Origin of the sequence: Algoriphagus terrigena DSM 22685 (assembly GCF_000429445.1) — a bacterium.
In the GTDB taxonomy this organism is placed as follows: Bacteria; Bacteroidota; Bacteroidia; order Cytophagales; family Cyclobacteriaceae; genus Algoriphagus; species Algoriphagus terrigena.
The window spans coordinates 39608-65031 of the sequence record NZ_AUBW01000004.1; the positions used below are offsets into that span (position 1 = coordinate 39608).

At 48.7% G+C, this 25424-nt stretch carries 24 protein-coding genes; 5 read left to right on the forward strand and 19 right to left on the reverse strand.

The annotated features are described in order from the left end of the window. Positions 1 to 40: 40 nt before the first annotated feature. The gene (locus G459_RS26655; protein WP_051315043.1) at positions 41 to 1708 is read right to left on the reverse strand and encodes an OstA-like protein; all 1668 of its coding nucleotides are present in this window, start codon (positions 1706 to 1708) and stop codon (positions 41 to 43) included. 135 nt (positions 1709 to 1843) lie between these two features. On the opposite strand from G459_RS26655, the gene tilS reads away from it, so the two are divergent. The 4 genes from tilS (at position 1844) to G459_RS0102480 (ending at position 7564) form a co-directional block, all read left to right on the forward strand. Further along, complete coding sequence (tilS, locus tag G459_RS0102465; RefSeq protein WP_026966219.1) at positions 1844 to 3157, forward strand: tRNA lysidine(34) synthetase TilS; 1314 nt, start codon at positions 1844 to 1846, stop codon at positions 3155 to 3157. Between the two features lie 2 nt (positions 3158 to 3159). After that, the gene (locus G459_RS0102470) at positions 3160 to 3675 is read left to right on the forward strand and encodes a Crp/Fnr family transcriptional regulator (protein ID WP_026966220.1); all 516 of its coding nucleotides are present in this window, start codon (positions 3160 to 3162) and stop codon (positions 3673 to 3675) included. Positions 3676 to 3819: 144 nt separating this feature from the next. Beyond that, positions 3820 to 4755 carry a malate dehydrogenase gene (gene mdh / locus G459_RS0102475; RefSeq protein WP_026966221.1) on the forward strand — a complete coding sequence of 312 codons (936 nt, stop codon included), beginning with the start codon at positions 3820 to 3822 and terminating at the stop codon, positions 4753 to 4755. Positions 4756 to 4858: 103 nt separating this feature from the next. Beyond that, positions 4859 to 7564: a hypothetical protein gene (locus G459_RS0102480; RefSeq protein ID WP_026966222.1), complete on the forward strand. Its 2706-nt coding sequence runs from the start codon at positions 4859 to 4861 to the stop codon at positions 7562 to 7564. A 100-nt stretch (positions 7565 to 7664) separates the two neighbouring features. Here G459_RS0102480 and G459_RS0102485 read toward each other — a convergent pair whose 3' ends face one another. From G459_RS0102485 to G459_RS26665, 5 genes are all read right to left on the reverse strand, one after another. Continuing rightward, positions 7665 to 9260: a hypothetical protein gene (locus tag G459_RS0102485; RefSeq protein ID WP_157373262.1), complete on the reverse strand. Its 1596-nt coding sequence runs from the start codon at positions 9258 to 9260 to the stop codon at positions 7665 to 7667. A 28-nt stretch (positions 9261 to 9288) separates the two neighbouring features. Then, entirely contained in the window at positions 9289 to 10551 is a 1263-nt protein-coding gene (locus tag G459_RS26660) for a DUF4249 domain-containing protein (protein WP_051315044.1), read from the reverse strand. After that, complete coding sequence (locus tag G459_RS0102495; RefSeq protein WP_051315045.1) at positions 10544 to 11692, reverse strand: DUF4249 domain-containing protein; 1149 nt, start codon at positions 11690 to 11692, stop codon at positions 10544 to 10546. The genes G459_RS26660 and G459_RS0102495 overlap by 8 nt, the downstream gene beginning before the upstream one ends. After that, positions 11692 to 14415 (reverse strand): TonB-dependent receptor, encoded by a 2724-nt coding sequence (locus G459_RS0102500; protein WP_026966225.1) that lies wholly within the window; start codon positions 14413 to 14415, stop codon positions 11692 to 11694. The genes G459_RS0102495 and G459_RS0102500 overlap by 1 nt, the downstream gene beginning before the upstream one ends. A gap of 125 nt (positions 14416 to 14540) precedes the next feature. After that, positions 14541 to 15242, reverse strand: a complete 702-nt coding sequence (locus G459_RS26665; RefSeq protein WP_051315046.1) for a hypothetical protein — start codon at positions 15240 to 15242, stop codon at positions 14541 to 14543. Between the two features lie 103 nt (positions 15243 to 15345). Here G459_RS26665 and G459_RS0102510 point away from each other — a divergent pair, with 103 nt between their 5' ends. Further along, the gene (locus G459_RS0102510) at positions 15346 to 16257 is read left to right on the forward strand and encodes a sugar phosphate isomerase/epimerase family protein (RefSeq protein ID WP_026966226.1); all 912 of its coding nucleotides are present in this window, start codon (positions 15346 to 15348) and stop codon (positions 16255 to 16257) included. Positions 16258 to 16809: 552 nt separating this feature from the next. Here G459_RS0102510 and cysM read toward each other — a convergent pair. From cysM to infA, 13 genes are all read right to left on the reverse strand, one after another. Then, positions 16810 to 17688, reverse strand: coding sequence for a cysteine synthase CysM (cysM, locus tag G459_RS0102515; RefSeq protein ID WP_026966227.1), 879 nt, complete (start codon positions 17686 to 17688; stop codon positions 16810 to 16812). A 113-nt stretch (positions 17689 to 17801) separates the two neighbouring features. After that, a complete protein-coding gene (locus tag G459_RS0102520) occupies positions 17802 to 18641 on the reverse strand; it encodes a serine O-acetyltransferase (RefSeq protein WP_026966228.1) in 840 nt (279 codons plus the stop codon). 19 nt (positions 18642 to 18660) lie between these two features. Then, positions 18661 to 19209, reverse strand: coding sequence for a hypothetical protein (locus G459_RS0102525; protein ID WP_026966229.1), 549 nt, complete (start codon positions 19207 to 19209; stop codon positions 18661 to 18663). Then, positions 19190 to 19477: an FtsB family cell division protein gene (locus tag G459_RS0102530; protein ID WP_026966230.1), complete on the reverse strand. Its 288-nt coding sequence runs from the start codon at positions 19475 to 19477 to the stop codon at positions 19190 to 19192. The genes G459_RS0102525 and G459_RS0102530 overlap by 20 nt, the downstream gene beginning before the upstream one ends. 96 nt (positions 19478 to 19573) lie before the next feature. Beyond that, positions 19574 to 20857: a phosphopyruvate hydratase gene (gene eno, locus G459_RS0102535; RefSeq protein ID WP_026966231.1), complete on the reverse strand. Its 1284-nt coding sequence runs from the start codon at positions 20855 to 20857 to the stop codon at positions 19574 to 19576. Between the two features lie 22 nt (positions 20858 to 20879). Next, positions 20880 to 21977 (reverse strand): glutamine-hydrolyzing carbamoyl-phosphate synthase small subunit, encoded by a 1098-nt coding sequence (gene carA, locus G459_RS0102540; RefSeq protein ID WP_026966232.1) that lies wholly within the window; start codon positions 21975 to 21977, stop codon positions 20880 to 20882. A 117-nt stretch (positions 21978 to 22094) separates the two neighbouring features. Continuing rightward, a complete protein-coding gene (gene rplQ, locus G459_RS0102545; protein WP_026966233.1) occupies positions 22095 to 22631 on the reverse strand; it encodes a 50S ribosomal protein L17 in 537 nt (178 codons plus the stop codon). A gap of 6 nt (positions 22632 to 22637) precedes the next feature. Next, positions 22638 to 23627 (reverse strand): DNA-directed RNA polymerase subunit alpha, encoded by a 990-nt coding sequence (locus G459_RS0102550; protein WP_026966234.1) that lies wholly within the window; start codon positions 23625 to 23627, stop codon positions 22638 to 22640. Positions 23628 to 23663: 36 nt separating this feature from the next. After that, on the reverse strand, positions 23664 to 24269 hold the full coding sequence (gene rpsD, locus G459_RS0102555) for a 30S ribosomal protein S4 (protein WP_026966235.1): 606 nt from the start codon (positions 24267 to 24269) through the stop codon (positions 23664 to 23666). A gap of 18 nt (positions 24270 to 24287) precedes the next feature. Beyond that, positions 24288 to 24686: a 30S ribosomal protein S11 gene (gene rpsK / locus G459_RS0102560; protein ID WP_026953287.1), complete on the reverse strand. Its 399-nt coding sequence runs from the start codon at positions 24684 to 24686 to the stop codon at positions 24288 to 24290. A gap of 15 nt (positions 24687 to 24701) precedes the next feature. Beyond that, positions 24702 to 25079: a 30S ribosomal protein S13 gene (rpsM, locus tag G459_RS0102565; RefSeq protein ID WP_026966236.1), complete on the reverse strand. Its 378-nt coding sequence runs from the start codon at positions 25077 to 25079 to the stop codon at positions 24702 to 24704. A 2-nt stretch (positions 25080 to 25081) separates the two neighbouring features. Continuing rightward, a complete protein-coding gene (gene rpmJ / locus G459_RS29355) occupies positions 25082 to 25198 on the reverse strand; it encodes a 50S ribosomal protein L36 (RefSeq protein WP_084454324.1) in 117 nt (38 codons plus the stop codon). 6 nt (positions 25199 to 25204) lie between these two features. Continuing rightward, positions 25205 to 25423, reverse strand: a complete 219-nt coding sequence (gene infA / locus G459_RS0102570) for a translation initiation factor IF-1 (protein WP_009183359.1) — start codon at positions 25421 to 25423, stop codon at positions 25205 to 25207. Position 25424 lies beyond the last annotated feature (1 nt).

Consider the following 25424-nt stretch of genomic DNA (forward strand, 5'->3'; position numbering starts at 1 on the left):
TGGGTTAATTGTTGTTAACCCATCCAAAAATCCCAAGCCCTTAAAAACTCTCCTTTTGCTGCTCCGTGGTCAACGGCTTTTTCGGCGTTACAAGTCCCGATTTTTTAAGTTTTTCCTGTATTTGTTCATCGGTCGGCATCTCTAATTCCACCTCGGGATCATTGAATAAATTTTCTGCCTCAGGGTCGATTTCCACGGGTTTCCGCCATTTATCTATCACCGCGCGATCAGGTTTCTCTCCGACTCTCCATCGAAAGCCCTCCAACTGGGAAGATTTCTCATCGATCATCTGCACGGGGATAAACCTCCCGTCTGGCCTGATTCCAAAATTTGCCCGCTGGATCACACCGTCCAGAAAAGTTATCTTGATGTTCGCGCTCAAGATCCGGTTGATCCCTTGCTTCAGGGTATCTGCTTCCAGCGCAAAATAGAGCGACTCCCCGTTACCCTGGATATCGAGCGTGGCTATTTGCCCTTCTTTGAAGTAGCCCGTCATCGTCCTCCCTTTCATCTGATTGTGATTGAGCAGCGTGTCTGTCATGATCGCAAAAGCTTTGTCTTTCATAAAAACCCGATCTAACTGCTCATTTGCAATATAAATAACCATCGAATCCGCAACGATCTGACTTTTCCGATCCCACATCACTGGGTCATTAAACAGCCGGATGGAAGAGTCCGAATAGTTATACACCAAGGAATCCGCTATTCCAGCCAAGTCGGTTTTCGTCAGTTTGACCGACCGAAAGGCCAGGAGATATTTAGCAGTGTCAGCCTCGCTGTCATGCGAGATGAGCGTGTCTGCCGTCATGAACAGCGTATCCACCTCGAAATATTTCCTCACCAGTGCATTGCCGTGCACCAAGCTGTATTTGCGGTCTTCCCAATACTTCCCGTCATCCCCAAAGACCTCCACCTGTCGTTCCTTATTCAATACGCGAACGTCTTCTTTCCCTTCGTAATAGGCCAGTCCCTCATCGTAAAACAATTCCTGAGCCTTGATCCGACTTTCCTCCGTCTCCACGATCCCATCAAAAAACCGAAACTGCTTCTGTTGGGTATCGTAAAAGCTACCCTTTTGGGCATCCAGTTTATATCCCTCTTTAGAAACAATATTCGTCAGGCCGATCGTCTCGGATGTTTTGGGTATGGTAAGGTAGACCAAGTGACCTGTCTTCATCGTATAGTCCGGATTGACCAACACCACATCCTGGCGGAAAGTGATCTTTTCAACGTTGACCTCATATATCCCTCTCTCGCTCGTAAGCACATTGGTGGAGTCCACGACTCTCCCTCCATTGAAATAGGTGGCAATATTCTGCTCTCGATTGTAGTCCAAGTAGTCTGTGTGAAGGGTGGTCTCTTGATTGGTAAAGACTACATTTCTCCGAAGCTTCGCCAGCTTAGTATTCCCGTCGTATTCAGCATAGGCACTGGTCGTGGTGATGGGATCTTTGACATCCTGAATCCTGACTTTTCCAAAAAGCCGCGCTCGGTTTTCAGCCCGGTAAAAGTGCGCTGAATCACAAAAAATGAGTGAATTCTGATGCTTCATCTCTACATTTCCAAGCAAACGCTCAAATCCCGCTCCGCTCTCCAGCAGGTCTGCATGATTTATCTCCAGCGTAGAGGACTCCTGTCCAAAGCTTTTACCGAAAATCGAAACAAAAAGAAAAAAGAAAACTAAGCTATAGCGAAAGCGAATGTTCATAAGTTCTGAGATGTCCGCAAAATTAGCAGAAAGCTGGGCATTGCTGTATTTGGTTCAAGTTTTTGCCGAAAATGTAAGTCCTCCAAGCCCTACCAAACCTAGAACAATTCTCAAAGAAAAGCCTATTTTTGATCGATGCTTGATGCTTTTCTCTCTCAAACCCGTACTCTTTTAGATCCGAAATCCACTTACCTCTTAGCTTGCAGCGGGGGAATGGACAGCATGTGTCTGGCCACGCTTTTGGTCGAGGCCGGCATTCCCATCGAGATCGTTCACGTCAACTTTCAGCTTCGGGGCAAGGAAAGCGAAGGAGACCGCGAATTTGTCCAAAGCTGGGCAGAAAGCCGCGGCATTCCCTTTCACCTCAAGCTAGCGGAGACCGAATCGGTTGCCAAGTCTCAAGGGATTTCAATTCAGATGGCCGCCAGAGAAATTCGTTACCGTTTTTTCGAAGAAATCCGGGCGTCCCGAAACCTCCAAGGAATCATCCTCGCTCATCATCAGGACGATCAATTGGAAACGATCTTTCTCAACTTGCTCCGCGGCACCGGTATCGAGGGTATCTACGGAATGGGGGAGCGAAAAGGTTGGTTGATCCGTCCGTTGCTGAGTTTTTCCAGAGTAGAGATCCGAGACTTTATGTCTGACAATCAGCTGTCGTGGAGAGACGATAGCTCCAATGCCAAGGATGAATACAAACGAAACAACCTCAGAATCAACGGACTTCCGGCGATCTATGGGCTCGAACCGGATGCAAGAAAAAACCTCCTGACCAGCTTCAGCAGACTAAAAGACACCGGAAAAGCATTCAGCGGTCTTTTCGAAATCTGGAAAAAAAACGAAATCCGGGAGGAACACCCCTTTCAATTTCTGCCTTATTCCGCGATCCAGAACCAACCCGGTGCGTCGACGCTTCTCTACTTTTGGCTGCGTCCTTTTGGCTTCAACTCAGATCAGGCACAATCCATCGCCGATTCGCTGACCCGTCCCGTAGCAGGAGCGGTGTTTAAAAGCGGCGAATTTTTGGTTCATTTTGATCGAAATGAACTGGTCCTCGCGCCTGAACCAAAAAGCTTTAAACCGGTCAGCCTGGACCAAAATACCAGCAATCTTGAACTTCCCGAGGGAGCTTACCAGCTAACCCGGCAAGATTACCCCACTCAGTTGGACAAAAACCCACTTAACGCGCAACTCGACGAATCCAGACTGGAGTTCCCTCTGGAAATCAGAACCTGGCAAGAGGGCGACCGCTTCGTGCCGTTGGGAATGAGTTCGTCGAAAAAAATATCTGATTTTCTGGTCGATATTAAAATGCCCCTCGCTAAAAAACCGACCGTAAAAGTCCTAGTTTCAGGTGGGGAAATCGCTTGGGTGCTCGGTCTGAGAATTGCCGATTGGGCCAAAATTACTCCGGCGACCCAACACATTCTGTATTTCAAAAAACATTGATCATGCTGAATCCATTTTCAAAAACTTTCGATGAGGATGAGCTCAAAATGTTTGATTTTATGCAGCGGATCAATTTTTTTGAGCGACTCCGTCAAAAGGAACTCGCGCGATTTCTCCCGGCCATGCATCATCGCAAATACGTCCGGGATGAGGTGGTTTTTTTTAGCAAGGATCCCAGCCAGGCACTGTATCTGATCAAAAGCGGTCAGGTAAATCTCACGATCGACATCAAAGACAATTTCGAAACCATCATGGAAGTGCGTCGGGGCGAGGCTTTTGGTGAAAACTCCCTCCTCGAAAACACAAAACGAACCTATACTGCGCTGATTGTATCGGATGAAGCCGAACTGATCGTGATTCCCCACTTTGCCATTCAGGAGATTTTCGATAGCAACCCGACGATCAAAGCCAAGATGATGACCTCTCTGTCTGAATTTTTCAACGCCAACAACCAGCGACTTTTCCGTTCTTACCGGGAATCCTTTGGATTTTTCAGTCTCCGTCAGATGTTTGAATGAGCTGCTTATCTCCCTCATTTTTCATTTATCAAAAATCCCCTTTTCCTTCCAAACTATTCTCAAGGCAGCTTCGATTCCTAGTTGTTGTTTAATATCTTAGCGCCGCTTTTAAAGGAAGCAGTACTAATAATAACCTATCAAATCATGAGCAAAGTAACCGTAGTTGGCGCAGGCAACGTGGGTGCAACCTGTGCCGATGTTTTAGCATATCGCGAAGTAGCCGAAGAGATCGTTTTGATCGACATCAAAGAGGGCATTGCTGAAGGCAAAGCACTTGATATTTGGCAAAAAGCGCCTATCAATCAATATGACAGCCGCACTGTGGGCAGTACCAATGACTACAGCAAAACGGCTAATTCTGACGTCGTCGTAATCACTTCAGGCCTACCGCGCAAGCCGGGTATGACCCGTGACGATCTGATCGTGACCAACGCAGGTATCGTAAAGTCTGTGACCGAAAATGTCATAAAATATTCTCCAAACGCGATCATCATTGTCGTTTCCAATCCATTGGACGTGATGACCTATCAGGCGCACCTGACTTCAGGACTGAACAGAAATAAAGTGATCGGTATGGCTGGTATCTTGGACACAGCAAGATACAGAGCCTTCCTCGCTGAGGAACTGAACGTATCCGGCAAAGAAATCCAGGCGATCCTGATGGGCGGACATGGCGACACCATGGTGCCACTTCCACGCTATACCACTGTCGCTGGTATCCCGGTGACCGAATTGATCGACAAAGACAAACTGGACGCTATCATCGAAAGAACCAAATTCGGTGGCGGTGAGCTGGTAAAATTGATGGGCACTTCTGCTTGGTATGCTCCAGGTTCTGCTGCTGCGCAAATGGTAGAGGCAATCCTCAAAAACCAGCGAAGAGTATTCCCAGTGTGTATCAAGCTGGAAGGCGAGTACGGCATCGACGATTGTTACCTCGGCGTACCGGTCATCTTGGGCAAAAACGGTGTTGAAAAAGTACTTGAGCTTGACTTGAATGCTGAAGAAAAAGCACTGTTGGAAACTTCACGTGGTCACGTCAAAGAAGTGATGAACGTTTTGGACAACTTGTCTAAATAATCTTACTCACAGAATCGTTTAGACCTAAGATTCTCCGTCCAAAAACGGAGTTTCTTAGGTCTATTTTTTATATTAAGCCGATCGAATCACCCCTCCTCGCTCAGTGAAAATCTGGAAAAGCCTTCTGATCCTTCTCGCTATCATCCTACTTGCATGGGCTGGCTATTGGGTTTTTAGAAACTTCTTCTCGTCCAAAAACATCAACAGTCTGGAGCTTATCCGGACGGATGCAGTCTTCGTTTTTGAAACCGACCAAGCTGACCAAACCTGGAACGAGCTAGTCAACCAGCCAGTTTGGAGCATCCTGTCTCAACTGCCGGCTTTCACCAAGACCGCCGATCAACTGGTTGGCCTCGACAGCCTAAGCGGCGGCAAAGGCGAAATCTCCCGGACACTTCGCGGAAAGCAGGTCACGATCAGCTGCCACCCCACCGGTATCGACAGTTTTGAGCTGTTGTTTACGGTCAATTTTGGCGCAAATTCCCCGGCGGATTTCTTAAGCAAAATAAAAAGCTCGGTTCCAAAATCCATCCGTGTTCAATCAAGGAAATACAGCGACTTGGATATTCTTGAGTTTTTTGGAACAGAAAACTCAAGAAAGTGGTCAGTCACCGTCCTGGGCAACGTGCTCCTTGCGTCCAGTTCTTCCTTTATCATCGAGGAGGCTATCCGCCTCCATATCAGCGAAGATCAAAACTCCATGGCCCTCGCACTGAAGGATGAACTCGATCAAAACTCAGGCCTCGGCAGGCTGATCCTATCTTCCCAAGGTATCTCCAAATTGCTGGCCGGAGTCAGCGCTAAGCGGGATGGATCCATGACGGCAGAACTGGCCTTGAGAGAATCCATATTGGCTCTGAATCTTTCTTTTGAGTCCGGAGAGCTGAGTTTTCAGGGGCCGGTGATTCAGCGGGAGGAGATCAACTTTACTCCTTCCGTCCGCGCCAATTTTCCAGAAATCCAAAAAGCAATCTCCAATCGAACCCAATCGCTGGTTCAAATCAATCTTGATGGAATCTTTGAAGCCCAAAAACTCCAAAACCCAGCATTTGTTCCCAAGTCAACTACCAGCGGTGAAATCCAAACGCGCCTGACTGACCGTGGTTTTCTGGACAATTTCTCAGGCGAGATGTACTTCCTCGAGTTGGAAAATGTAGGAAATCAAACCCAAAATCAGGCTCTTTTGATCCGGACCTTCGAGCCTGCACAGACATTCGCTTTCTTGAAGGAATTCAGAAGCGGAACTGACTCGGATCAGTCCGACTTCTATCGCGATTCGGAAATCCTCTTTTTCCCGGAAGATGAATTTCCAGCACATCTGTTTGGCGGCAAATTTCCCGGTTTTGCCCAGACCCATATCAGCCTGCAGGGAGAGATTCTTATCTTGGCAAATTCGGCTCAGGGCATGAAGATGATACTGGACGATATCGCAATCGGCAACACGTGGGCGAAAGCACCGGAATCGGCCGTTGAGCCCAAGTCCATCAATCCTGCGGCGGGTTATTCGAAGAACTTCTACCTACGGAAAATCTGGAACAAATGGGAGGAAAGCAGCAACCCAGCCTGGAGCCCATTTTTGCAGCGATACGGCTCGCTGTTCGATGCGTTTCCCTATCTCAGTCTACGAATCAATCAGATCAGCGGGAAGCCTGTGGCTACGCTTTCGATCCCCTATCATGCGGACGAAACGGTACAGGTAAAGTCCCAAACAGGACTCAGCCTGACTCCTTCAAGCACGGTCGTGCTGCCGGAGCGGATTAGCTACGGCCCGAAAAGTATCCTCAACTTCAACGACAAGACCGAAGACATTGTCGTCCAGGACACCAACAATCAACTCTATCTGATCAACTCCGCCGGCGAGACTGTCTACACGCAGCAGCTTTCGGGACCGATCGTCTCAGACGCATTTCAGATTGACTACCTGAAAAACGGGAAGCTCCAGCTGCTCTTCGCTACCGCTGATCGTCTCTACGGGATCGATCGCTTGGGAAATGCCCTGCCGGGTTTTCCGGTCGAATTGGGAAATGAAAAAATCACCCATCTGAGCCTGGCGGACTACGACAACACCAAAGAGTATCGGTATTTTATCGCCACCAGGTCCGGAGATCTCTGGCTTTTGGACCGGGATGGAAAAGAGCTGGAAGGCTGGAATCCATTGAAATTGCGGGAAAAATCCGTTCTGGCGCCGAGTCATATCCGCGTACCCGGCAAAGGCGACTTTATGGTCGCACAGTCTGACAAGGGAAAAGTCTACTTCTTCAACCGACGCGGGGAAAAGCAACCCGGATCGCCGCTTGTACTCGGCAAGGGCTTTGAAACACCTATCAAAATCACCCCCGGCAGCGGCGGAAATTCCCTGAAAATCTCAGCCTTATCCAATACCGGAGAATTGATTCAGGCAAGCTTCGGTGGAGAAATCACCTATCGAAACCAGCTGGCCAAAGTCGCCCGGGATGACAGATTCGAGCTTCTGGCAGATCCGGGGGGAAACTCCCAGGTGATTCTATCCCGACAGTTTTCAAAAACCGTAGTTCTGGATGGCAACGAAAAGGAGTTGTTCACACTCACGCAGGCGGGGGAAAACCTGTGGTTTGGGTATTTTGACTTTGGCTCCGACCGGCAGATTCTGGCAGTTTCTGATCCCGAGCAGGGCTTTGGATACCTCTATGATCAGAAAGGAAATATGCTGACTACGACCCCGTTGGAAAGCGAAGGTCCGATTCAAATCAGCCATCAACCAACCAAAAACCAGTACCTGATCCGGACCGTCAGCGGCAAGCGAATCCTCGAGTACCGGATGCCGGACTGAGTGTCAGGCTTGGCTCACCGACCCGCGTTGAGGAACTTGCTCCCTCTAAAACAACCGAGTTTCCGATGTTCCTCTCGAGCGAGCTTAAGCGAAAAGCGGACTAAGGCAATACCGAAAAGTAGCTGCGGCTGACCTTGGCTTGGCCAGAGGCATCGGTAGTCCTGACCCAAAACAAAAACAAGCCATCCAAATCCGGAGCTTGAATACCGGCTGGATTTTGCTCTTCGTCATTCCAGAAGAGCACCGTCCTCCAATCTGGATATTTTCCGTCTTGACTTGGCTGGGTAAACTGGTTTCGATCCATCACGATTTTTGGTTGTAGGCCGTAATAGTCAAAAAACCGAGCATTTGGAGCGAGGGGAAAAAGCCCGAAATTATTATCGTAGCTGCTCCAACTCAACACCCCGGCGTAAGTACGCTGATTCAGGTAAAACTCCCTGTTGAGCACTTCCAGCTTCTGCATGAATTTGGGATTGAAAGAAGCCAACAGATCCGAATCAAAAACAGGCATTGCATCGACCAAGATGAGCGGATTGGTATCAAACAGCCCTTTTACGGCTTCATTCACCAGCCTAAATTCTTTTTTCTTATCAGTAGACCGTACCATCACGCTGGGAACGTATTCGCGCAGGACTGTTTCTACATCTTCAAATCGGGTATAATCGTCCAGATTATAGGCGTGGTCCTCTACAAAACCCGTGACTACCGCCATCGAATCATTCAGATATTCTTCCTGGTAGTAGCTCTCTACTGTGGCCGCTTTCAGCAGCTTCTCCAGCTTGGGCAGATCAGTGTCCCGCAAGGTCAAGTAAGGGAAATCAAACCCGGCTTTAAACTGCGTTTTGATCAGCGGACGCACTACCTCGATGCCGGGCATTTCAGCACCGTCTTCCAGCTGGATGATCATCCGATCCCAATGCTTGAGGCCCCCGATGTCGACTAAAAGTCTCCCGTCCGCCTCTGGCATATCTGTAAAGAGTGCACTTTGGGTTCCGTGCACCGACAGAAAATAAGTTGAATTCATCCGAGGGTTGGGGATATTCACCTCTACGATATGGCCGAAAAGCTCGGGAACCAACACCCTGTTTTCCAGCGATTCATAGGCACTAGAAGATACAATCGGCTCCTGTTCGGCCGCCAAAAATGGGTTAGCCAGCGACACGCCCATCGTGCGCGCTCCAGTTGCGGCGCCTGGGTCAGCGAGGGTGATTGTTTGATTTTTTGAAAAACTTTGGAGTACAGACGGAGTCGAAAGCTGTGCCTGACCCGCATCAGCATTTGTCGCAGGAGGAATCGAGGGATTGATCACAGTCACAAACTGCTGCGCGATTCCAAGCTCCTGGTCCAGATAGGGGCTAATCCTGGTATACACTCGCAATAAGTACTGGTCAGACGGAACATCGGCCGCCAGTTGAAAATAATTGAAGGCCTTCCCCTGAATCAAGGGCATCTTGATATATGCAACAGAAGCAGATTTTCGGTCGACCAGCTCGGCATACAGCACCTGAGAGGTGGTAGGACTCCCCTCCAAACTGACCGCAGCAGCAATCCAGATTTTTTCGCCTGTGAAGTAGAGCGTCTTGGGAATCGAAAACGACACCGACTCCTTCTTCACCTCACCCTGCCTTGCCATACTGACTCCACAGGACGTCAGCCCCAGAAAAAGCACCAAGAAAATCCGAACTCTAGTCATCATTGTTACAGTTTGATTCACAGTAATTTCTTTACTCATCTTCCCAAAAATCAGGTTTAACTTTACTCCCATACAGCCTGCAATCGCCGCATCGGGTCTCAATCGCATTGTATCCGATGATAGAAGTCCCTATTGCGAGATCTCCCATAAATGGACGTGCCGGCAGATGCGTGCCATTCTCAAACTTGAAATGCAGCTCGAAGCTGCCTATCAACAGCGGTTCTTCTTCGATGTAGCACCCGTAGAAAAGCTCGTTCACATAGTTCCACGGTGACACGTCGATGCGGTTGATGTAGATTCTTCGCTGTCTCACTTTACCAATATTGACCTGTCCCACTGCGGATTCCTCGCCTCCGACCGAATGAATATTTCCGGCGATTACAGATGGCAGCGGGCTGAATATTGACCCGATTTCCTCGGTGTTTTTCTTCAGGATCTCCCAAAACTTCACTGCATCGGACGGAATCGCCATCTGATTGATCAGGATGCTATAGCGAGCCTGGATGCGTTCATCCCCCTCGGGGATCTCGGTGATCGTCTGTCTAAACACGACCTGGTCCTGAAACCTAGAGCTCGTCTCCAGCAATATCCCCGGATTGGGTTCAGTCCGGTAGCAGGTGTAGATATCCTCGGCTTCGGTTCGCGGCCGTACCTCCCGGAGCGTTTTGTCATAGATAAACGGCACCAGCGTGTAGGGTCTGAAGATCCAATCCTCCTGGAAAGTCCAGAGAAAGTCATCCGCATTTTCATCCCCCTGTGTATTGACAAAAACCTCCACGCCCTCCTCATCTTTTACAAATCCCGCATCAATAATCTCAGGGGTGTTGATCGGGATGATTTCGTCGGATTGGTACCGTTCCCCATTTTGAAGCTCGATCTCCAGACGATAGGTCTGGTCAAATGACAGTACCTGTTCAAACACATATACTCCATTGCCAGCTTCCTCCAAGTGATAGTCGGTGCCGGAGGAAGACCTGAGGTATACCATCGCATCCAACTCAGGAGAATAAGCATTGGAGGAATCCAGTTCAGCCATCCGACTGATTTTCAATTCACTTCTTTTGCCATCGGTATCCAGATACCCCTCTACGACCAAGATCGAAATCCGTTGATCTCCGACCTCCGGATCAAAGGGAGTCCTGCACGAGAGCGTGAACAAGGAAGCCAGCAAAAGCAACGAAGTCTCTTTTCCTGTTTTTCGAATCAAGTGAATACACCTGGTGATCGCAAGCAACCATCCGGCAAAAGGCCATTTTCGTGACTCGTCCATCCCCGATCCCTCCCACTCAGTCATCTTCCCAAAAATCAGGCGTCACCGGTGATGCATACAAACTACAATCCGAGCAGCGTCTAGTCACTGGGAAGTAGCCAACGATCGTGGTCCCCACCATAAGCGGTCTGGCGGGTACAATTGCTCCACCGCTGAAAACGCTTCCGTAATCCGGAATCATCACCGCCTCTTCCTCGATGACACAGTCGTTAAACGTAGGATCAATGTAGTTCCAGGGACTGACGTCCACGAGGTCGATGTAGACTCTGCGCTGCCGTATCACTCCGAGGCTTACCTGACCGATCACCGGGATACTGGCATCCTCCACACTGTGGATATTCCCTCCGATGAGGGATGGCAGGGGACTGAAGATCGATCCGATGTCCTCGGTGTTCTTCTTCAGGATCTCCCAAAACTTCACCGCGTCCTGCTCGAGAGCTTTCTGCGAAATCAAGATGCTATACCGCTCCATGATCCGTTCGTCTCCTGTCGGGATCTCGGTGATTGTCTGACGAAAAACCACCTGCTCCTCATACCTGGAGCTGGTTTCGAGCAGGATATCGGGACTTTCTTCACTTCGGAAACAAAGAGCAGTCTGCTCCGCCTGAGTGCGGGTTCTGACATCATTGATCGCCGGATCGTAGATAAAGTTAGTGCGGATCCTAGGGCGGTAGATCCAAGTTTCGTCAAAGGTCCATAGGAAGTCATCGGCATTTTCATCGCCCTGGGTGGTAACAAATACCTCCACTCCCTCTTCGTCTCTGAGAAAACCCGCGTCGATAATATCCGGTGTCTGAATCGGCTTCATCGGATCAGAGCTAAACCGATCGCCGTTTCTCAAGACGATTTCAAGCGTATAAAATTTACTTTCCAACAGATCAGCCTCAAACCAATACGATCCTTCTTCCGCTTCTACGAAGCCAAAGCTTTCTCCGGACTCAGAACTCAAAAAAACTGACGCTCCCGTCTCCGGCTGAAAAGCCGTCAACGAATCCAAGGGTACCGAACGGCTCAATTTGAGCTCGCTTCGCAAGCCATTGGAATCCAAGTATCCTTCCACCACCAGAAAGCTGGTTTTTTCCGACGGAGCCTCCGGATCGTAAGGCGTCCGGCAGGCCTGCAGCACCCCGAGAGTCAATGCAATCGCCAAAAAGATCTTTCTCATCAGAATCTGAAATTATAGCTTACAAATGGAATAGGCTCAGCGAAAATCGCAAGTTGATATCCTTTCAGTTTTCCTCCCTCAGGGATGTAATACACCGAGTATGCATTGTCCCGTCCGAGAATATTATACACTCCAAATGACCAAGAGCCATGGGCAGGCTTGTTCACTTTGTGGTTGCCCTCCAGATTGACAGAGAAGTCGAGCCGGAAGTAGTCAGGGATTCTAAAGGAATTTCTGTCTGCAAAATAAACCCGCTCCGATCCGCCGTACTGAAACTTTGCCACCGGCAACGTGACTGGGCGACCCGTGCTGTATTTCCCTGCCAAGGTGGTGTTGATGCGGCGGCTCAACTCATAGTTCAATACGAGATTGGCAGTGTGCGGCTGGTCAAAGTTACTCGGGTACCACTCAGACCGGTTGACCTGCTCTTTCATCTCGGTGGGATCGGTCAGCATCAGCGACCGGCTGTAGGTATAGGCAATCGACCCATTGAGTTTCCCGGTGACCTTCTTGAGATAAAGCTCCAATCCATACGCTTTGCCTTTGGTCAACAGGACGTCCTGCTCGATGCGATCGTTGAGTACCAGCGTCGCTCCAGAGCGGTAGTCGAGCAGGTTCTGCATCGTGCGGTAGTAGACCTCTGCCGAAAACTCGATGGCATTGTTTTCCATATTCCGGAAATAGCCCAAGGCATATTGGACGCCGGTCTGGGGCTTGATGAAGGAATCACTCAGCTTCCAGGTATCCGTCGGGGTGATCACCGAAGAGTTGCTCAGCAGGTGAATACTTTGCCGCATGGTGTTGACACCAGCCTTGATCGACGACCAGTTGTTCAGCGCGTACCTTCCTGATAGTCTCAGCTCAGGTCCCAGATAGGACTTGATCAACTCGCCATCTGCGTAGTTGGTCTCTCCGATGATATTCTCCGGGAGATAGGGTTCTCCGGGAGCATAGTCCGGAAGTGTCTGTGGTCCAAAACTCCCAAACCAGTTGAGCCGAACTCCCCCACTCAGTGTAAGTTTCTCATTCACCTCAAACTCATCTCCGAAAAAGACGGAGGCTTCCAGCCCCGTTTCCCTTGGCACATCGTCCGGTATCACAATACTCTCGGATCCCAAGGGATCAATCTTGCCAGGATTCAGATCATAATGAATCCCGTGAAAGCCATAGGTAAAGATGTGTCGGTCACCTTTTTCGTGCCGAAAGAGCGCCTTGAGGAAAGTCTGTGTGATGTCAAATCCGTAGAGATAGGAATTCAGCGGGTTATCCTCTCCCTGCACCTCAAAGTCATATTTGTCCTGACCTGCCGAAAAATCTGCCTCCAGGTTGTCATTAAAGTAGTGCGTCCAGGTCAGCGCATAGTTGAGATTGGAATAGCTGTACACCGTGTCAGGATCAAACTGAAACTCGTCCTTGCTGTAGTATCCAGACGCCCGGATCTTGTCCTTTTCACTAAACGTATGCTGAACGCTGGAATTGAAATCTCCAAATTTTGCACGGGAAGCTCCCAGATCGGCGCGTTCTTCCAGATAATCCAACAACCAATCCGAGTAGGTCAATCGGGCTCCTACGACAAAGGTGGTATTTTCCCCTATCGGCCCATCCAGGCTGAGTCGGCTGGTCATTGGTCCAATTCCTCCCGAGCCGCCGATTTTGTCCTGCCGACCGGATTTGGGAGTCACTTGCAGCACGGACGAAAGTCGACCGCCATAGCTGGCAGGGATTCCCGCTTTGTACAGTTCCACTCCCTGCACCATGTCGGCGTTGACTGCTGAGAAAAATCCAAAGAGGTGGGAGGGGTTATACAAGGTGTTTTGATCCAGTAAGATCAGGTTTTGGTCGGCAGCTCCGCCGCGTACATTGAATCCCACACTGGCTTCTCCAGCGGTATTCACACCGGGCATGGTCAGGATGCCACGGATGATATCCACCTCCCCCATCACCGCCGGCAGCTTCTTGAGCTGGTTTACGCTCAGCGATTGCACGCCCATCTCAGGTCGGCTCACATTAGAGAGCGCTCCGGAGCGGACGACGACCTCGCTCAGCGAAAATACCCCCTCACCGATCACGATATCGAGATTGGCGTCGCCCTGCACGTCTAGCAATCGCTGCTCGGTATAGCCACCGATATTCTGAATCAACAGCGTTTGATTTCCCTTCGGAAGGCTGATCTCGTATTCACCCTCCCGATTGGTAATCGTCTGTCGCTGGCTTTCCTTCTCAAACACGATGGCTCCGTCGATGGGCTTTTGATTTTCCAGGCTTGTGACCACACCTGTGAGGGTAGCTTCTGTCCCTGGACCGGGCACACCCACTCTATAGCGTCTGTTGCGGACAAACTCATCCTGTGCCATAGCCGAAGACTCGGCGGATACATTCCGAAGCAAATAATCGGTGGGGAACCCGACGACCAGCTTTTCCCCCCGGGAGATAAAGACTTCCTTCTCCTTGGAAATCGCAAATTTCAGATCCGTCTTGTCAAAGATGACTGTAAGGACGTCCTCGAGCTTATCCTGCTTTGCTTCCAGATTCACCGTCAACTCCTTGACGTCTGATTCTTTTAGATAAAACCGATAGGAAGTTTCCCGCTCCACGATCTCCACAAAGCGGGTAAAGCTCGTCCCCGGAAAGAATCCGGTGATCCGATCCGCCTGCTGAGCGAAGGACATCTGGCAGAAAAGTGTACTAAGGAGAATCGAAAAAAAGAGTAATTTTTTCCTCATTCTATTTTGGGTTCACTGTAATTACTATACTCTATCTTCCGTCGCCGCTACCGCTGGGCAGTCAAGCCAGCGCGCCAACGAAAATCAGTTTGCGCCGGCTACGCCTTCACCGAAGATCAAAAACGCTACTCTGGACTGACGGACACGATATAGTGCAGATAGGTTTCGGGATTTTTTTTAAAATTGAAGTTCATTTCCTTCAACTCCTTTCTTACGTCTTTTTTTTCCAAGCCCAAAACATCCAAGACTCTGGCCTCTCGACTCACTGGAAAAAACTCCCCGCTTTTCCACAGGAAATAATCCGTTTTTTCGACGTAGATATCATCGTACTTGGAGATATCCCGCTGAGGCTTGGTGGTCTTATATCGCTTGGCAAGTGCGAAATACTCTCCTTCGCCCAAGACTTCATAGATCCCGTTGCCATCTCTCAGATGCCCCTCGTTTCCGGAAAAGTATCTGAACTGGGAATTATTGACTAACTGAAATCCGCCGATCTTCTCGGGTTTGATCAGGATTTTCTGGTTAAATACCGGATGAAACGTGACGACCTGATCCCGATAGACATCGTATAGCAGCGGCACTTCCGGATAGGTGATACCATTGATGGTGAGGCTTCCTTTTTCAAACTGCCGCGAAAAATAATACGGATCGCCTTCGATGAGTCGGGAAGGTTCCTGATATTGTCCCCCGGTGATCAGCTCTTGAAAATACGGCAACTGCTCTCTGTATTCGGGCAAAAATGCCAGATTATCCCCAACCACCTGCCCGGGCAGTCCATTGGAAATAAAAACCAAAGACAGAAAAAAGAAAAATATTATTTTTCGCATGGCTTAAATTACGATTGAAAATCCTATTGGACAGAAATTAAACGAAATATGTATAAGCGGCCAAAATTCAATTTGAAAGGATCGCTCTAAAACCTCAAAACCCATGACTACCCGAAGAAACCTGCTTAAATCTCTTGCACTCACCCCCTTGGCAATGGCCGCTGCCCCTGCTTTTGCGCAAGCTCCAAAGAAGAAAGAAACGTCCTTCAAATTTTCCCTCAACACCAGCACGATTCGCGGACAAAAACTGACTTTGCCCCAAACCATCGAGCTGACTGCCAAGGCGGGCTACGACGGGTTTGAGCCTTGGATGATGGAAATTCAGGCTTATGTCGAGAGCGGCAAAACACTGGCTTCGCTGAAAAAGCTTGCTTCAGACGCCGGGTTGGAGTTTTTTGACTGCATCGGCTTTCCCACTTGGATGGCGCAGGATGAAGCCAAAAGCAAGACCGGTTTTGCCCAGATGGAAAAAGAAATGGGAATCCTCGCCGAGCTGGGCTGCCCGCGGGTAGCCGCACCGGCCATCGGTACCGAGGTACCTTTAGATCTATTGAAGACGGGCGAAAAGTACAAGCAGCTGCTGGACTTGGGCAGAAAGACCGGCGTCATGCCACAGCTGGAGTTTTGGGGAGCTTTTCCTTCCTTTCACCACCTCGGACAGGCCATGGCGGTCGCGGCAGCCGCCGACGACAAAGACGCCAAAATCCTAGCAGATATCTATCACCTATTTCGTGGCGGATCAGGCTTCGAGGGCATGAAGATGCTCGACGGGCATGCCATTGACATCTTCCACATGAACGACTTCCCCGCCGACATCCCACGGACGGAGCAGCAGGATAAGGATCGGGTGATGCCCGGCGACGGCGCGGCACCGATGCAAGAGATCGCCGACATCCTCAAGTCCAAGGGCGGACAGATCATCCTCTCGCTGGAGCTCTTCAACCCGACCTACTACGCGATGGATGCAGACGTGGTGGTGAAGGAGGGATTGGGAAAGATGAAGCGGTTTTTTTGAATTTGAGTGTTACGAGATTCGATTGACGTGGCTATTTCCATTGTCCTACCAATCGCCTCAGATGATCCTTTCGAACCTTCCAGATTTTCAGAAATCTGGAAGGTTTTTTCGGTCAATCCACCCTCACCCAAATAGATCCGAGCTCAGGTACCGGTCTCCCTTCTCGGCTGAGGCGAACAAGTCATTCAAAAATTCGATCAGGTCGGGGGCCTTGCACTAGATCATCCTACTTGCAGGTTGAGCGTTGGTACAAATTGGAGGAACGTTGGACCTGTAGGTAGAACGATGGTGCAAATCGGACCATCGATGGTCAAAAATGGAGGAACGTCGGTCCAAATTTGACCAACGTTGGTGCAAATTGGAGGAACGTCCTAGCTGTAGGAGGAACGATGGTACAAAATGGACCGTCGTTGTTGTAAAATGGTCCATCGATGCACCTGTAGGAGCATTCACCCACCTCCAGATACAAATTTCTCTTTTTTTCGAAATAATATTCTGATTTCAAGCAGAGCAATTTCCAATCTTGCAACTTTTAAATTACTCAACCCTCCCTCACCCAAATAGATCCGAGCTCAAATAGCGATCCCCGCGATCACAGGTGATGCAGACGATCAGCCCCTCGGTGAGTTCTTTGGAAAGCTCGATTGCGGCATGGAGCGCTCCCCCACTGCTCATTCCCGCCAGGATTCCTTCTTCCTTGGCCATGCGGCGGGTCATCTCAGTAGCTTGAGCTTGACTGACGTCCATCACACGGTCTACACGTGCGGGTTCAAAAATCTCGGGTAAAAACTCCTTCGACCAGCGACGGATTCCAGGGATGCTGGAACCGTCGGTCGGTTGCGTCCCAACGATCTGCACCTCGGGATTGACTTGCTTAAGAAACCGGGAAACGCCCATGATCGTACCCGTGGTCCCCATGGCTGAGACAAAATGGGTGATTTCCCCTTCAGTATCTTTCCAGATTTCCGGACCGGTAGTATAGTAGTGAGCCATATAATTATCCGGATTTGCAAACTGATTGAGCATAAAATACCCCTCTTCGTCCCGCATCTTTTCCGCCAAAACCCGAGAATACTCAATGGTCTGAGCAGCGGGTGTGAGGATCACTTTGGCACCATAGGCCTCCATGGACAGCACCCGCTCCTTGGTGGAGTTGCCAGGCATGATCAGGGTCATGTCGAGTCCGAAGACTTTGGCTACCATCGCCAGCGCAATCCCCGTGTTGCCCGAAGTGGCTTCCACGAGCCTATCTCCGGGTTTGATTTCACCCCGATCCAAGGCAGAGCGGATCATGTTGTAGGCCGCTCGGTCTTTGACGCTTCCTCCCGGATTTTGTCCTTCCATCTTGCAGAAGATCTTCACGCGGGGATTTAGTGGAATATGCTCGAGTTCTATCAGGGGCGTATTGCCGATCAGTTCAAAGAGTTTCATAGGATTATAAATGTTTTGCAGCGGTAATGTGGAATTTCCGCATGTTTTATACTCGTCCCTAAGTGTTACGCATCGAGGTTTGCAAAGATTGGCTCAAAGTACAGCGTTGCCTTCTATTGGCTCAAGTCGTTTTTGAAGACATAGCGGTCTGTCACCGTACCGGCCTCGTGGTGCATCTGGGTTTGGTAGTAGACCTTCGAGCCCGGAAGCACCGACTTGGTCAGCCAAACATTTCCACCGATCACGCTCTGCTTTCCGATCACTGTTTTTCCACCCAGGATTGTAGCTCCCGAATAGATGATCACGTGATCTTCGATGGTCGGATGGCGCTTGACATCGGCATCGGCCTTGTCCACGCTCAAGGCACCGAGGGTGACGCCCTGGTAGATCTTGACGTGATTGCCGATCACCGTAGTCTCCCCGATGACCACTCCGGTACCGTGATCAATGCAGAAGTATTGACCGATCCTAGCTCCGGGGTGAATGTCAATACCCGTGCGGCTGTGTGCATATTCGGTGATCATCCGGGGAACGAGCGTGACCTCCAGCTGGTGCAAGAGGTGCGCGATCCGATAGGCTGAAATGGCATAGAAACCGGGGTAACTCCTCAGGATCTCAGTCCTCGATCTAGCTGCGGGATCGCCTTCAAACATGGCATCCACATCCTGGTTGATCCAGTCAAAGACGGTCTCAAGGCCAACAAAAAAATCCCTGGACAAAATCTCGCCGTCTCCGGTATGTAGGTGGGGATTTCGCGAAAGGATCACGGTCAGCTGGGCTTGGAGGCTTTCCAAAGTCGACTTCACGTCCTCTTCCTCCCGGATATTCTGTACTGAAAACTCCGGGAAAAGCAGGCCCAACAAATCTTCAAAAAATTGCTGGATGGTTTTTGGGGAGGGAAAATCAGGCGCATTCTGATGCGCTTGGTGTATTTTTTTGATCAAAGAATCCATGCGGCGGGGAGTTGGATTGTCAAAGGACAAAACCGACACGGATTACATAAGGTTCAGCGTAGTATGAATTTTCGCGATCGTAGAGAACGTTGTACAGAAAAGTGAAATTTGCCCCTCCGCGCTTGCCAAAGGGCGCAAAATAACCAGCTCCCAAAAACAGTGCATTGGACCAAGTTCTTCTAAAGTCCTCTACAAAATAATCGTAGGTTTCCCAATTGATCGATTCATACTCCGCCTGGGCAAATATATTGGGAAGAACGTTGTATCGCCCGAAGAGTCTGCCCCCGTAAGAAGTTCCTTCGGACCCCTGGAACCTATTGTCATCGTAATATTGGAAAGTGGCTCCCACTCCTCCCGAAAGTCTCGGCGTAATCATGACTCCAACCAAGGGCGAAACATCTACCATGGTCACCGTGCCAAACTGAAGACCAAGGTTCCCTCCAAAATACAGGCGGTCTTTGAATGGAATGGAGTCGGAATGGATTTCGCGCTGGGCAAAAGCCTGACCGGAAACAAAAAAAAGCCCAAGTAGGGCAACTGCAGCAAGGCTATTTCTCAACGATGACATAGAGGTCTTCAGTAGGTTTCTTCATCAAGTATCTCTCACGGGCAAACTTCTCCAGGAGTTTGGGATTGCTCAACAATTCTTCACGCTCGGCGTTGATTGTATCTTTTTTCTCCAGGTAAAATTCTTTCTGATCTTCGAGCTGACTTAGCTTTTGGCTGAGGCGGAAGTGATTGACCACGTTGCTAGAGTCGATGAAAACCATCCAAAACACAAAAAACAAGCTAGCCAAGACATAAAAATTGCGGCTGTACTTAAGGAGTTTCTTCATATTGGCATCTACTAACAGGCGTCAAGGTACAAAAATGGTGCAAAAAAAAGACAGCCCACTCGCGTGGGCTGTCCAGAAAGCAATTAAGTTTTCTAATTACTTCAATCTGCCCTTGAAAATAGCTGACTCGCCCAATTGCTCTTCGATTCTAAGCAACTGATTGTATTTAGCCATACGGTCAGAACGGGAAGCAGAACCAGTCTTGATCTGGCCACAGTTCACTGCAACTGCCAAATCAGCAATCGTGGAATCTTCAGTTTCGCCGGAACGGTGAGACATCACTGCTGTGAAGCCCGCCTTGTGAGCCAAGCTGATCGCGTTTAAAGTCTCGGTCAGTGTACCGATTTGATTCACTTTCACCAGGATAGAGTTCGCAGATTTCTCTTCGATACCTCTCTGCAGAAACTTCACGTTGGTCACGAAAAGATCGTCACCGACCAACTGTACTTTGTCGCCGATTCTGGCAGTCAACATTGCCCATCCCGTCCAATCTTCTTCGGCACAGCCGTCTTCGATAGAGTCGATTGGATATTTCTCGCTGAGTTCGGCCAGGTAAGCCACTTGCTCTTCACGTGATCTGATCTTCCCAGTTGGTCCTTCAAATTTGGAGTAGTCATATTTTCCGTCTTTGTAGAATTCGGAAGCTGCACAATCCAAAGCGATCGTTACTTCTTCGCCTGCTTTGTAGCCGGCTTTCGCGATCGCATCCAAGATACAAGCCAGGGCTTCTTCAGTTCCTCCTGAGAAGTTTGGAGCGAATCCACCTTCGTCACCTACTGCAGTGCTCAGGTTCTTGTCATGAAGGATCTTCTTCAGGTTGTGAAAGATCTCAGCACCCATTCTGATTGCCTCAGAGAAGCTGGTAGCCCCAACCGGGCGAACCATGAATTCCTGGAAAGCAATCGGAGCATCTGAGTGAGACCCACCGTTGATGATGTTCAACATCGGAACTGGAAGCGTGTTGGCATTTACACCGCCGATGTAGCGATAAAGTGGCTGACCTGCCTCCATCGCTGCGGCTTTGGCCACTGCCAAAGACACACCAAGGATCGCGTTTGCGCCAAGTTTGCTTTTGGTAGAAGTACCGTCCAGATCGATCATGATCTGATCGATGGTATTTTGCTCGAAAACATCCATGCCGACCAACTCAGGAGCGATGACGTCATTCACATTGGAAACGGCCTTCAATACGCCCTTTCCCAAATATTTGCTTTTGTCTCCGTCACGGAGTTCTACTGCCTCATTGACACCGGTAGAAGCACCACTTGGTACCGCCGCACGGCCAAAAGCGCCGTTTTCGGTGAACACGTCTACTTCTACGGTTGGGTTACCTCTGGAATCGAGGATTTGTCTTGCATGAATTGATTGAATCAACGTCATAGTTTTAAAAGGTTTATGAAAATTAGTTTTGGTTAATGAGGGCGATAAACTCGTCGAAAAGATAACGGGAATCGTGCGGCCCCGGAGAGGATTCCGGGTGATATTGAACTGCGAAAGCGGGGCGATCTTTCAATCTTATTCCGGCTACGGTATTGTCATTAAGATGAACGTGGGTGATCTCCACATTCGGATGATTCTCGGTGTCTACTCGAACGACGTTGAAGCCGTGGTTTTGGGAAGTAATCTCACTCTTTCCAGTCAGCAAGTTCTTGATCGGGTGATTCAAGCCTCTATGACCGTGGTGCATCTTGTAAGTCTTGATCCCTACCGCTTCCGCCAGTAGCTGATGTCCCAGGCAGATCCCAAAGAGTGGCTTTCCAGTCTCCAGAATTTCTTTCACCGTATCCACGGCATATTCCATTACGGCAGGATCACCGGGTCCATTGGAAAGAAAGTAGGCGTCTGGACTCCATTGCTCCATCTCGGCAAGCTTGGCTTTCGCAGGATATACTTTGCAGTAAACTCCTCTGGAGGCTAGATTTCGCAGGATATTCTTTTTGATTCCGTAGTCAACACAAGCCACCTTGATGGTAGCGTTTTCGTCTCCGTAGAAGTAAGGCTCTTGTGTACAGACCGTGGAAGAAAGCTCCAGTCCGTTCATATCCGGCACCTTGGCCAGCTCGACTTTCAATCCTTCCAGATCTTCTTCAAACTCAGAACTGATGATGGCATTCATCGCTCCCTGGGACCTCAGATGTCTTACGAGCATTCGTGTGTCTATGTCAGCGATTCCTGTTATTCCATAGTTCGAAAGGTAATCCTGCAAAGTTCCAGATGCGTCCATTCTGGAATGCACATCCGAAAAACTGTTAACGACGATCCCTGCGACGCATGGATGATCGGATTCGATCTCTTCGGCATGCACTCCGTAGTTACCGATATGTGAGGTGGTGGTGACTACGATTTGTCCGGTGTAAGACGGGTCAGTGTAAATTTCCTGATAGCCGGTCATTCCGGTGTTAAAGCAAATTTCACCACCGTTAGTACCAGGTTTGCCAATGAGGGAGCCGTGGAAGACTGTTCCATCAGCCAGAAGAAGTGTTGCTTTCTGTTTAATCATTTTCTTTAAAATTGTCCAAAGTTAACCAATTCTTGGGAAGGAGGATAAGCCATTTGGGTATAAAAAAAAGGATTGAACGTGTGTCCAATCCTTTTGGTATTTAAAGTATTTTTCAACTTATTTTTCTTCGTTTTCGCTTTCAGCGGAAGCTTCAGGAGCGCTAGGCTCTTCTTTTTTAGCTTCAACAGCCGGAGCAGCAGCAACCTTAGCCGCAGGAGCTTCAGCCGCAGTACCAGCAGATCTACGAGATCTTCTAGTAGTCTTCTTAGCAGGCTGCGCATCTTTCAGCATCAGTTCATTGTAATCTACCAGCTCGATGATACACATCTCAGCGTTGTCACCCAGACGGAAACCAGTTTTGATAATTCTGGTGTATCCTCCCGGACGTGTACCGACTTTCTCGACTACCTCTCCGAAAAGAGCCTTGATGGCTTCTTTGCTCTTCAGGTAAGAAAACGCAATACGTCTGCTGTGTGTGGAATCTTCTTTAGCTCTGGTCACCAGAGGCTCAACAAACTTCTTTAATTCTTTAGCCTTGGCAAGCGTAGTTGAAATACGCTTGTGAAGAATCAGGGAAGTTGCCATGTTAGAAAGCATTGCCTTCCTGTGCGGGGCAGTTCTTCCTAGGTGGTTAAATTTCTTACCGTGTCTCATTGTATGTTATTCTTCGTCAAGTTTGTACTTAGAAATGTCCATCCCAAAGGTCAGACCTTTCTCCTGGATCAGTTGCTCGAGTTCAGCAAGAGACTTCTTACCGAAGTTTCTGAATTTCATCATGTCTGAAATCTCAAGTCTGGCAAGATCGCCAAGAGTTCTCACATCAGCAGCTTTGAGACAGTTGAACGCACGAACTGAAAGGTCGAGGTCGCTCAAAGAAGTCTTAAGAAGCTTACGCATGTGAAGGAATTCCTCATCGATAGGCTCTGGCTCGGCTACACCGGTAGAATCTAGGACCATGGTCTGGTCAGAGAACAGCATGAAGTGCTGGATCAAGATCTTAGCCGATTCCTGAAGGGCTTTCTCCGGATGGATAGAACCATCTGTAGAAACTTCAAGGATCAGTTTTTCAAAGTCAGTCTTCTGCTCTACTCGGGTATTTTCTACGCTGTACTTCACATTCTTGATAGGTGTGAAGATGGCGTCGATTGCGATTTGTCCAAAAACCTGCTCTTTTGGTTTGGATTCTTCAGCTGGTAGGTACCCTCTTCCTTTTTCGATAGTGATCTCGATCTCGAAGTTTTTGGTTTCGTCGATGTGACAGATTACCAACTCCGGATTAAGGATTTCAAAGGAAGAAGTGAACTTAGCAATGTCCCCAGCGGTGAAAACAGACTGATTTTTGATCTCTACCGTGACTTTTCCGTCAAATGCCTCGTGCACTTTCTTGAATCTCACCTGCTTCAAGTTCAAAATGATATCAGTCACGTCTTCTACTACACCCTCGATGGTTGAGAATTCGTGAACCACTCCGGGGATTTTGATCGAAGTGATGGCGTATCCTTCCAAAGAAGAAAGCAATATTCTTCTCAGGGCGTTACCGATGGTAACTCCATAGCCTTTTTCGAGTGGTTTGAAAGTGAACAAGCCATGAAAGTCATCGGCTTTTTCCATCACCACTTTCTCGGGCATTTGAAATGCTAGTATGGACATATATCTCGTTCTAGTTTTTAGCTGAAAATAATAAAATTACTTAGAGTAAAGTTCGACAATGAGCTGCTCCTTGATATTCTCTGGAATATCATCTCTGCCAGGAACACTGACGAATTTGCCTGTCAAAGAAGCATTATCCCACTCTAACCAAGGATATCTGTTTGCTGCTTTGCCTGCCAGGCTGCTGGTGATGGCTTCCAGAGACTTAGAACGCTCTCTTACGGAAACAACGTCACCCGGCTTCAAAGTATAAGACGGAATGTTAACCACTTCCCCGTTGACCAGGACATGCTTGTGCGAAACGAGCTGTCTAGCGCCACGACGAGTTGGGGCAATTCCCAGTCTGTATACGGTGTTGTCCAAACGAGCTTCTAGAAGCTGAAGGAGGGTCTCACCGGTGATACCAGACTTTCTGGAAGCGATGTCAAACATCTTGGCAAATTGTCTTTCCAACACGCCGTAGATGTATTTCGCCTTTTGCTTCTCAGATAGCTGAATTGCATATTCGGACTGCTTCTTTCTTCTACCACGACCATGCTGGCCTGGAGGATGGTTCTTCTTCTGAAGCGCCTTGCTGTGCCCTTCGATTGCTTCTCCAAATCTTCTGGAGATTTTAGCTTTGGGACCTGTATATCTTGCCATTCTTTTAGCTTTTTAAAATTAAACTCTTCTACGCTTAGGAGGACGACAACCGTTGTGCGGCATTGGAGTCACGTCAATAATCGTGGTTACATCCAATCCTACGTTTTGCAATGTTCTGATCGCGGATTCACGACCAGCGCCTGGACCTTTTACGAACACTTCGATCTTTCTCAAACCTAAGTCGTAAGCTACTTGACCGCAATTTTGAGCGGCCATCTGAGCAGCGTAAGGAGTATTTTTCTTAGAACCTCTGAAACCCATTTTACCGGCAGAAGCCCAAGAGATCACTTGACCTGCATTATTGGTAATGGAGATAATGATATTGTTGAAGGATGCTCTGATGTGAGCTTGTCCGACAGCTTCTACCTTTACTACTCTTTTTTTACCCTTTGCTTTATCGTTTCTTTTCTGAGCCATAATCTAAATCAGGTTTTATTTAGTTGCTTTCTTTTTGTTGGCAACTGTTTTACGCTTACCCTTCCTTGTTCTGGCGTTGTTCTTGGTACCTTGACCACGTACAGGAAGCCCTTTTCTGTGTCTCAAACCTCTGTAACATCCGATATCCATCAGACGCTTGATGTTCAATTGGATCTCTGACTTCAATACACCTTCGGTCTTGAATTCCTCAGCGATGATGTTACGGATAGCGGTAGACTCTTCGTCATTCCACTCTCCTGCTTTTTTGTCTACAGAGATACCGGCCTTGCTCAGGATCGCCTTGGCGGCGCTTCTTCCTATTCCGAAGATGTAGGTAAGTCCGATTTCGCCGCGCTTATTGTCTGGTATGTCTACACCCGCAATTCTAGCCATGATTAACCTTGTCTTTGTTTATACTTAGGATTTTTCTTGTTGATGACGTAAAGTTTGCCATTTCTTCTGATCAACTTACAGTCAGCACTTCTCTTTTTAACAGATGCCTTTACTTTCATGTCAGTCTATTTATATCGATATACTATTCTGCCTTTTGTCAAATCATAGGGAGACAATTCCAATTTGACTTTGTCTCCGGGAAGGATCTTGATGTAATTCATCCTCATCTTACCGGAAATATGAGCAATCAGCTGATGTCCATTCTCCAGTTCCACTTTAAACATGGCGTTGGACAACGCCTCTATGATGGTCCCGTCTTGCTCGATTGATGTCTGTTTGGCCATT

Coding starts and splice junctions, on each gene's coding strand:
- G459_RS26655 (WP_051315043.1), bottom strand. CDS start 1,708: ATGAACATTCGCTTTCGCTATAGCTTAGTTTTCTTTTTTCTTTTTGTT.
- tilS (WP_026966219.1), top strand. CDS start 1,844: ATGCTTGATGCTTTTCTCTCTCAAACCCGTACTCTTTTAGATCCGAAA.
- G459_RS0102470 (WP_026966220.1), top strand. CDS start 3,160: ATGCTGAATCCATTTTCAAAAACTTTCGATGAGGATGAGCTCAAAATG.
- mdh (WP_026966221.1), top strand. CDS start 3,820: ATGAGCAAAGTAACCGTAGTTGGCGCAGGCAACGTGGGTGCAACCTGT.
- G459_RS0102485 (WP_157373262.1), bottom strand. CDS start 9,260: ATGATGACTAGAGTTCGGATTTTCTTGGTGCTTTTTCTGGGGCTGACG.
- G459_RS26660 (WP_051315044.1), bottom strand. CDS start 10,551: ATGACTGAGTGGGAGGGATCGGGGATGGACGAGTCACGAAAATGGCCT.
- G459_RS0102495 (WP_051315045.1), bottom strand. CDS start 11,692: ATGAGAAAGATCTTTTTGGCGATTGCATTGACTCTCGGGGTGCTGCAG.
- G459_RS0102500 (WP_026966225.1), bottom strand. CDS start 14,415: ATGAGGAAAAAATTACTCTTTTTTTCGATTCTCCTTAGTACACTTTTC.
- G459_RS26665 (WP_051315046.1), bottom strand. CDS start 15,242: ATGCGAAAAATAATATTTTTCTTTTTTCTGTCTTTGGTTTTTATTTCC.
- G459_RS0102510 (WP_026966226.1), top strand. CDS start 15,346: ATGACTACCCGAAGAAACCTGCTTAAATCTCTTGCACTCACCCCCTTG.
- cysM (WP_026966227.1), bottom strand. CDS start 17,688: ATGAAACTCTTTGAACTGATCGGCAATACGCCCCTGATAGAACTCGAG.
- G459_RS0102520 (WP_026966228.1), bottom strand. CDS start 18,641: ATGGATTCTTTGATCAAAAAAATACACCAAGCGCATCAGAATGCGCCT.
- G459_RS0102525 (WP_026966229.1), bottom strand. CDS start 19,209: ATGTCATCGTTGAGAAATAGCCTTGCTGCAGTTGCCCTACTTGGGCTT.
- G459_RS0102530 (WP_026966230.1), bottom strand. CDS start 19,477: ATGAAGAAACTCCTTAAGTACAGCCGCAATTTTTATGTCTTGGCTAGC.
- eno (WP_026966231.1), bottom strand. CDS start 20,857: ATGACGTTGATTCAATCAATTCATGCAAGACAAATCCTCGATTCCAGA.
- carA (WP_026966232.1), bottom strand. CDS start 21,977: ATGATTAAACAGAAAGCAACACTTCTTCTGGCTGATGGAACAGTCTTC.
- rplQ (WP_026966233.1), bottom strand. CDS start 22,631: ATGAGACACGGTAAGAAATTTAACCACCTAGGAAGAACTGCCCCGCAC.
- G459_RS0102550 (WP_026966234.1), bottom strand. CDS start 23,627: ATGTCCATACTAGCATTTCAAATGCCCGAGAAAGTGGTGATGGAAAAA.
- rpsD (WP_026966235.1), bottom strand. CDS start 24,269: ATGGCAAGATATACAGGTCCCAAAGCTAAAATCTCCAGAAGATTTGGA.
- rpsK (WP_026953287.1), bottom strand. CDS start 24,686: ATGGCTCAGAAAAGAAACGATAAAGCAAAGGGTAAAAAAAGAGTAGTA.
- rpsM (WP_026966236.1), bottom strand. CDS start 25,079: ATGGCTAGAATTGCGGGTGTAGACATACCAGACAATAAGCGCGGCGAA.
- rpmJ (WP_084454324.1), bottom strand. CDS start 25,198: ATGAAAGTAAAGGCATCTGTTAAAAAGAGAAGTGCTGACTGTAAGTTG.
- infA (WP_009183359.1), bottom strand. CDS start 25,423: ATGGCCAAACAGACATCAATCGAGCAAGACGGGACCATCATAGAGGCG.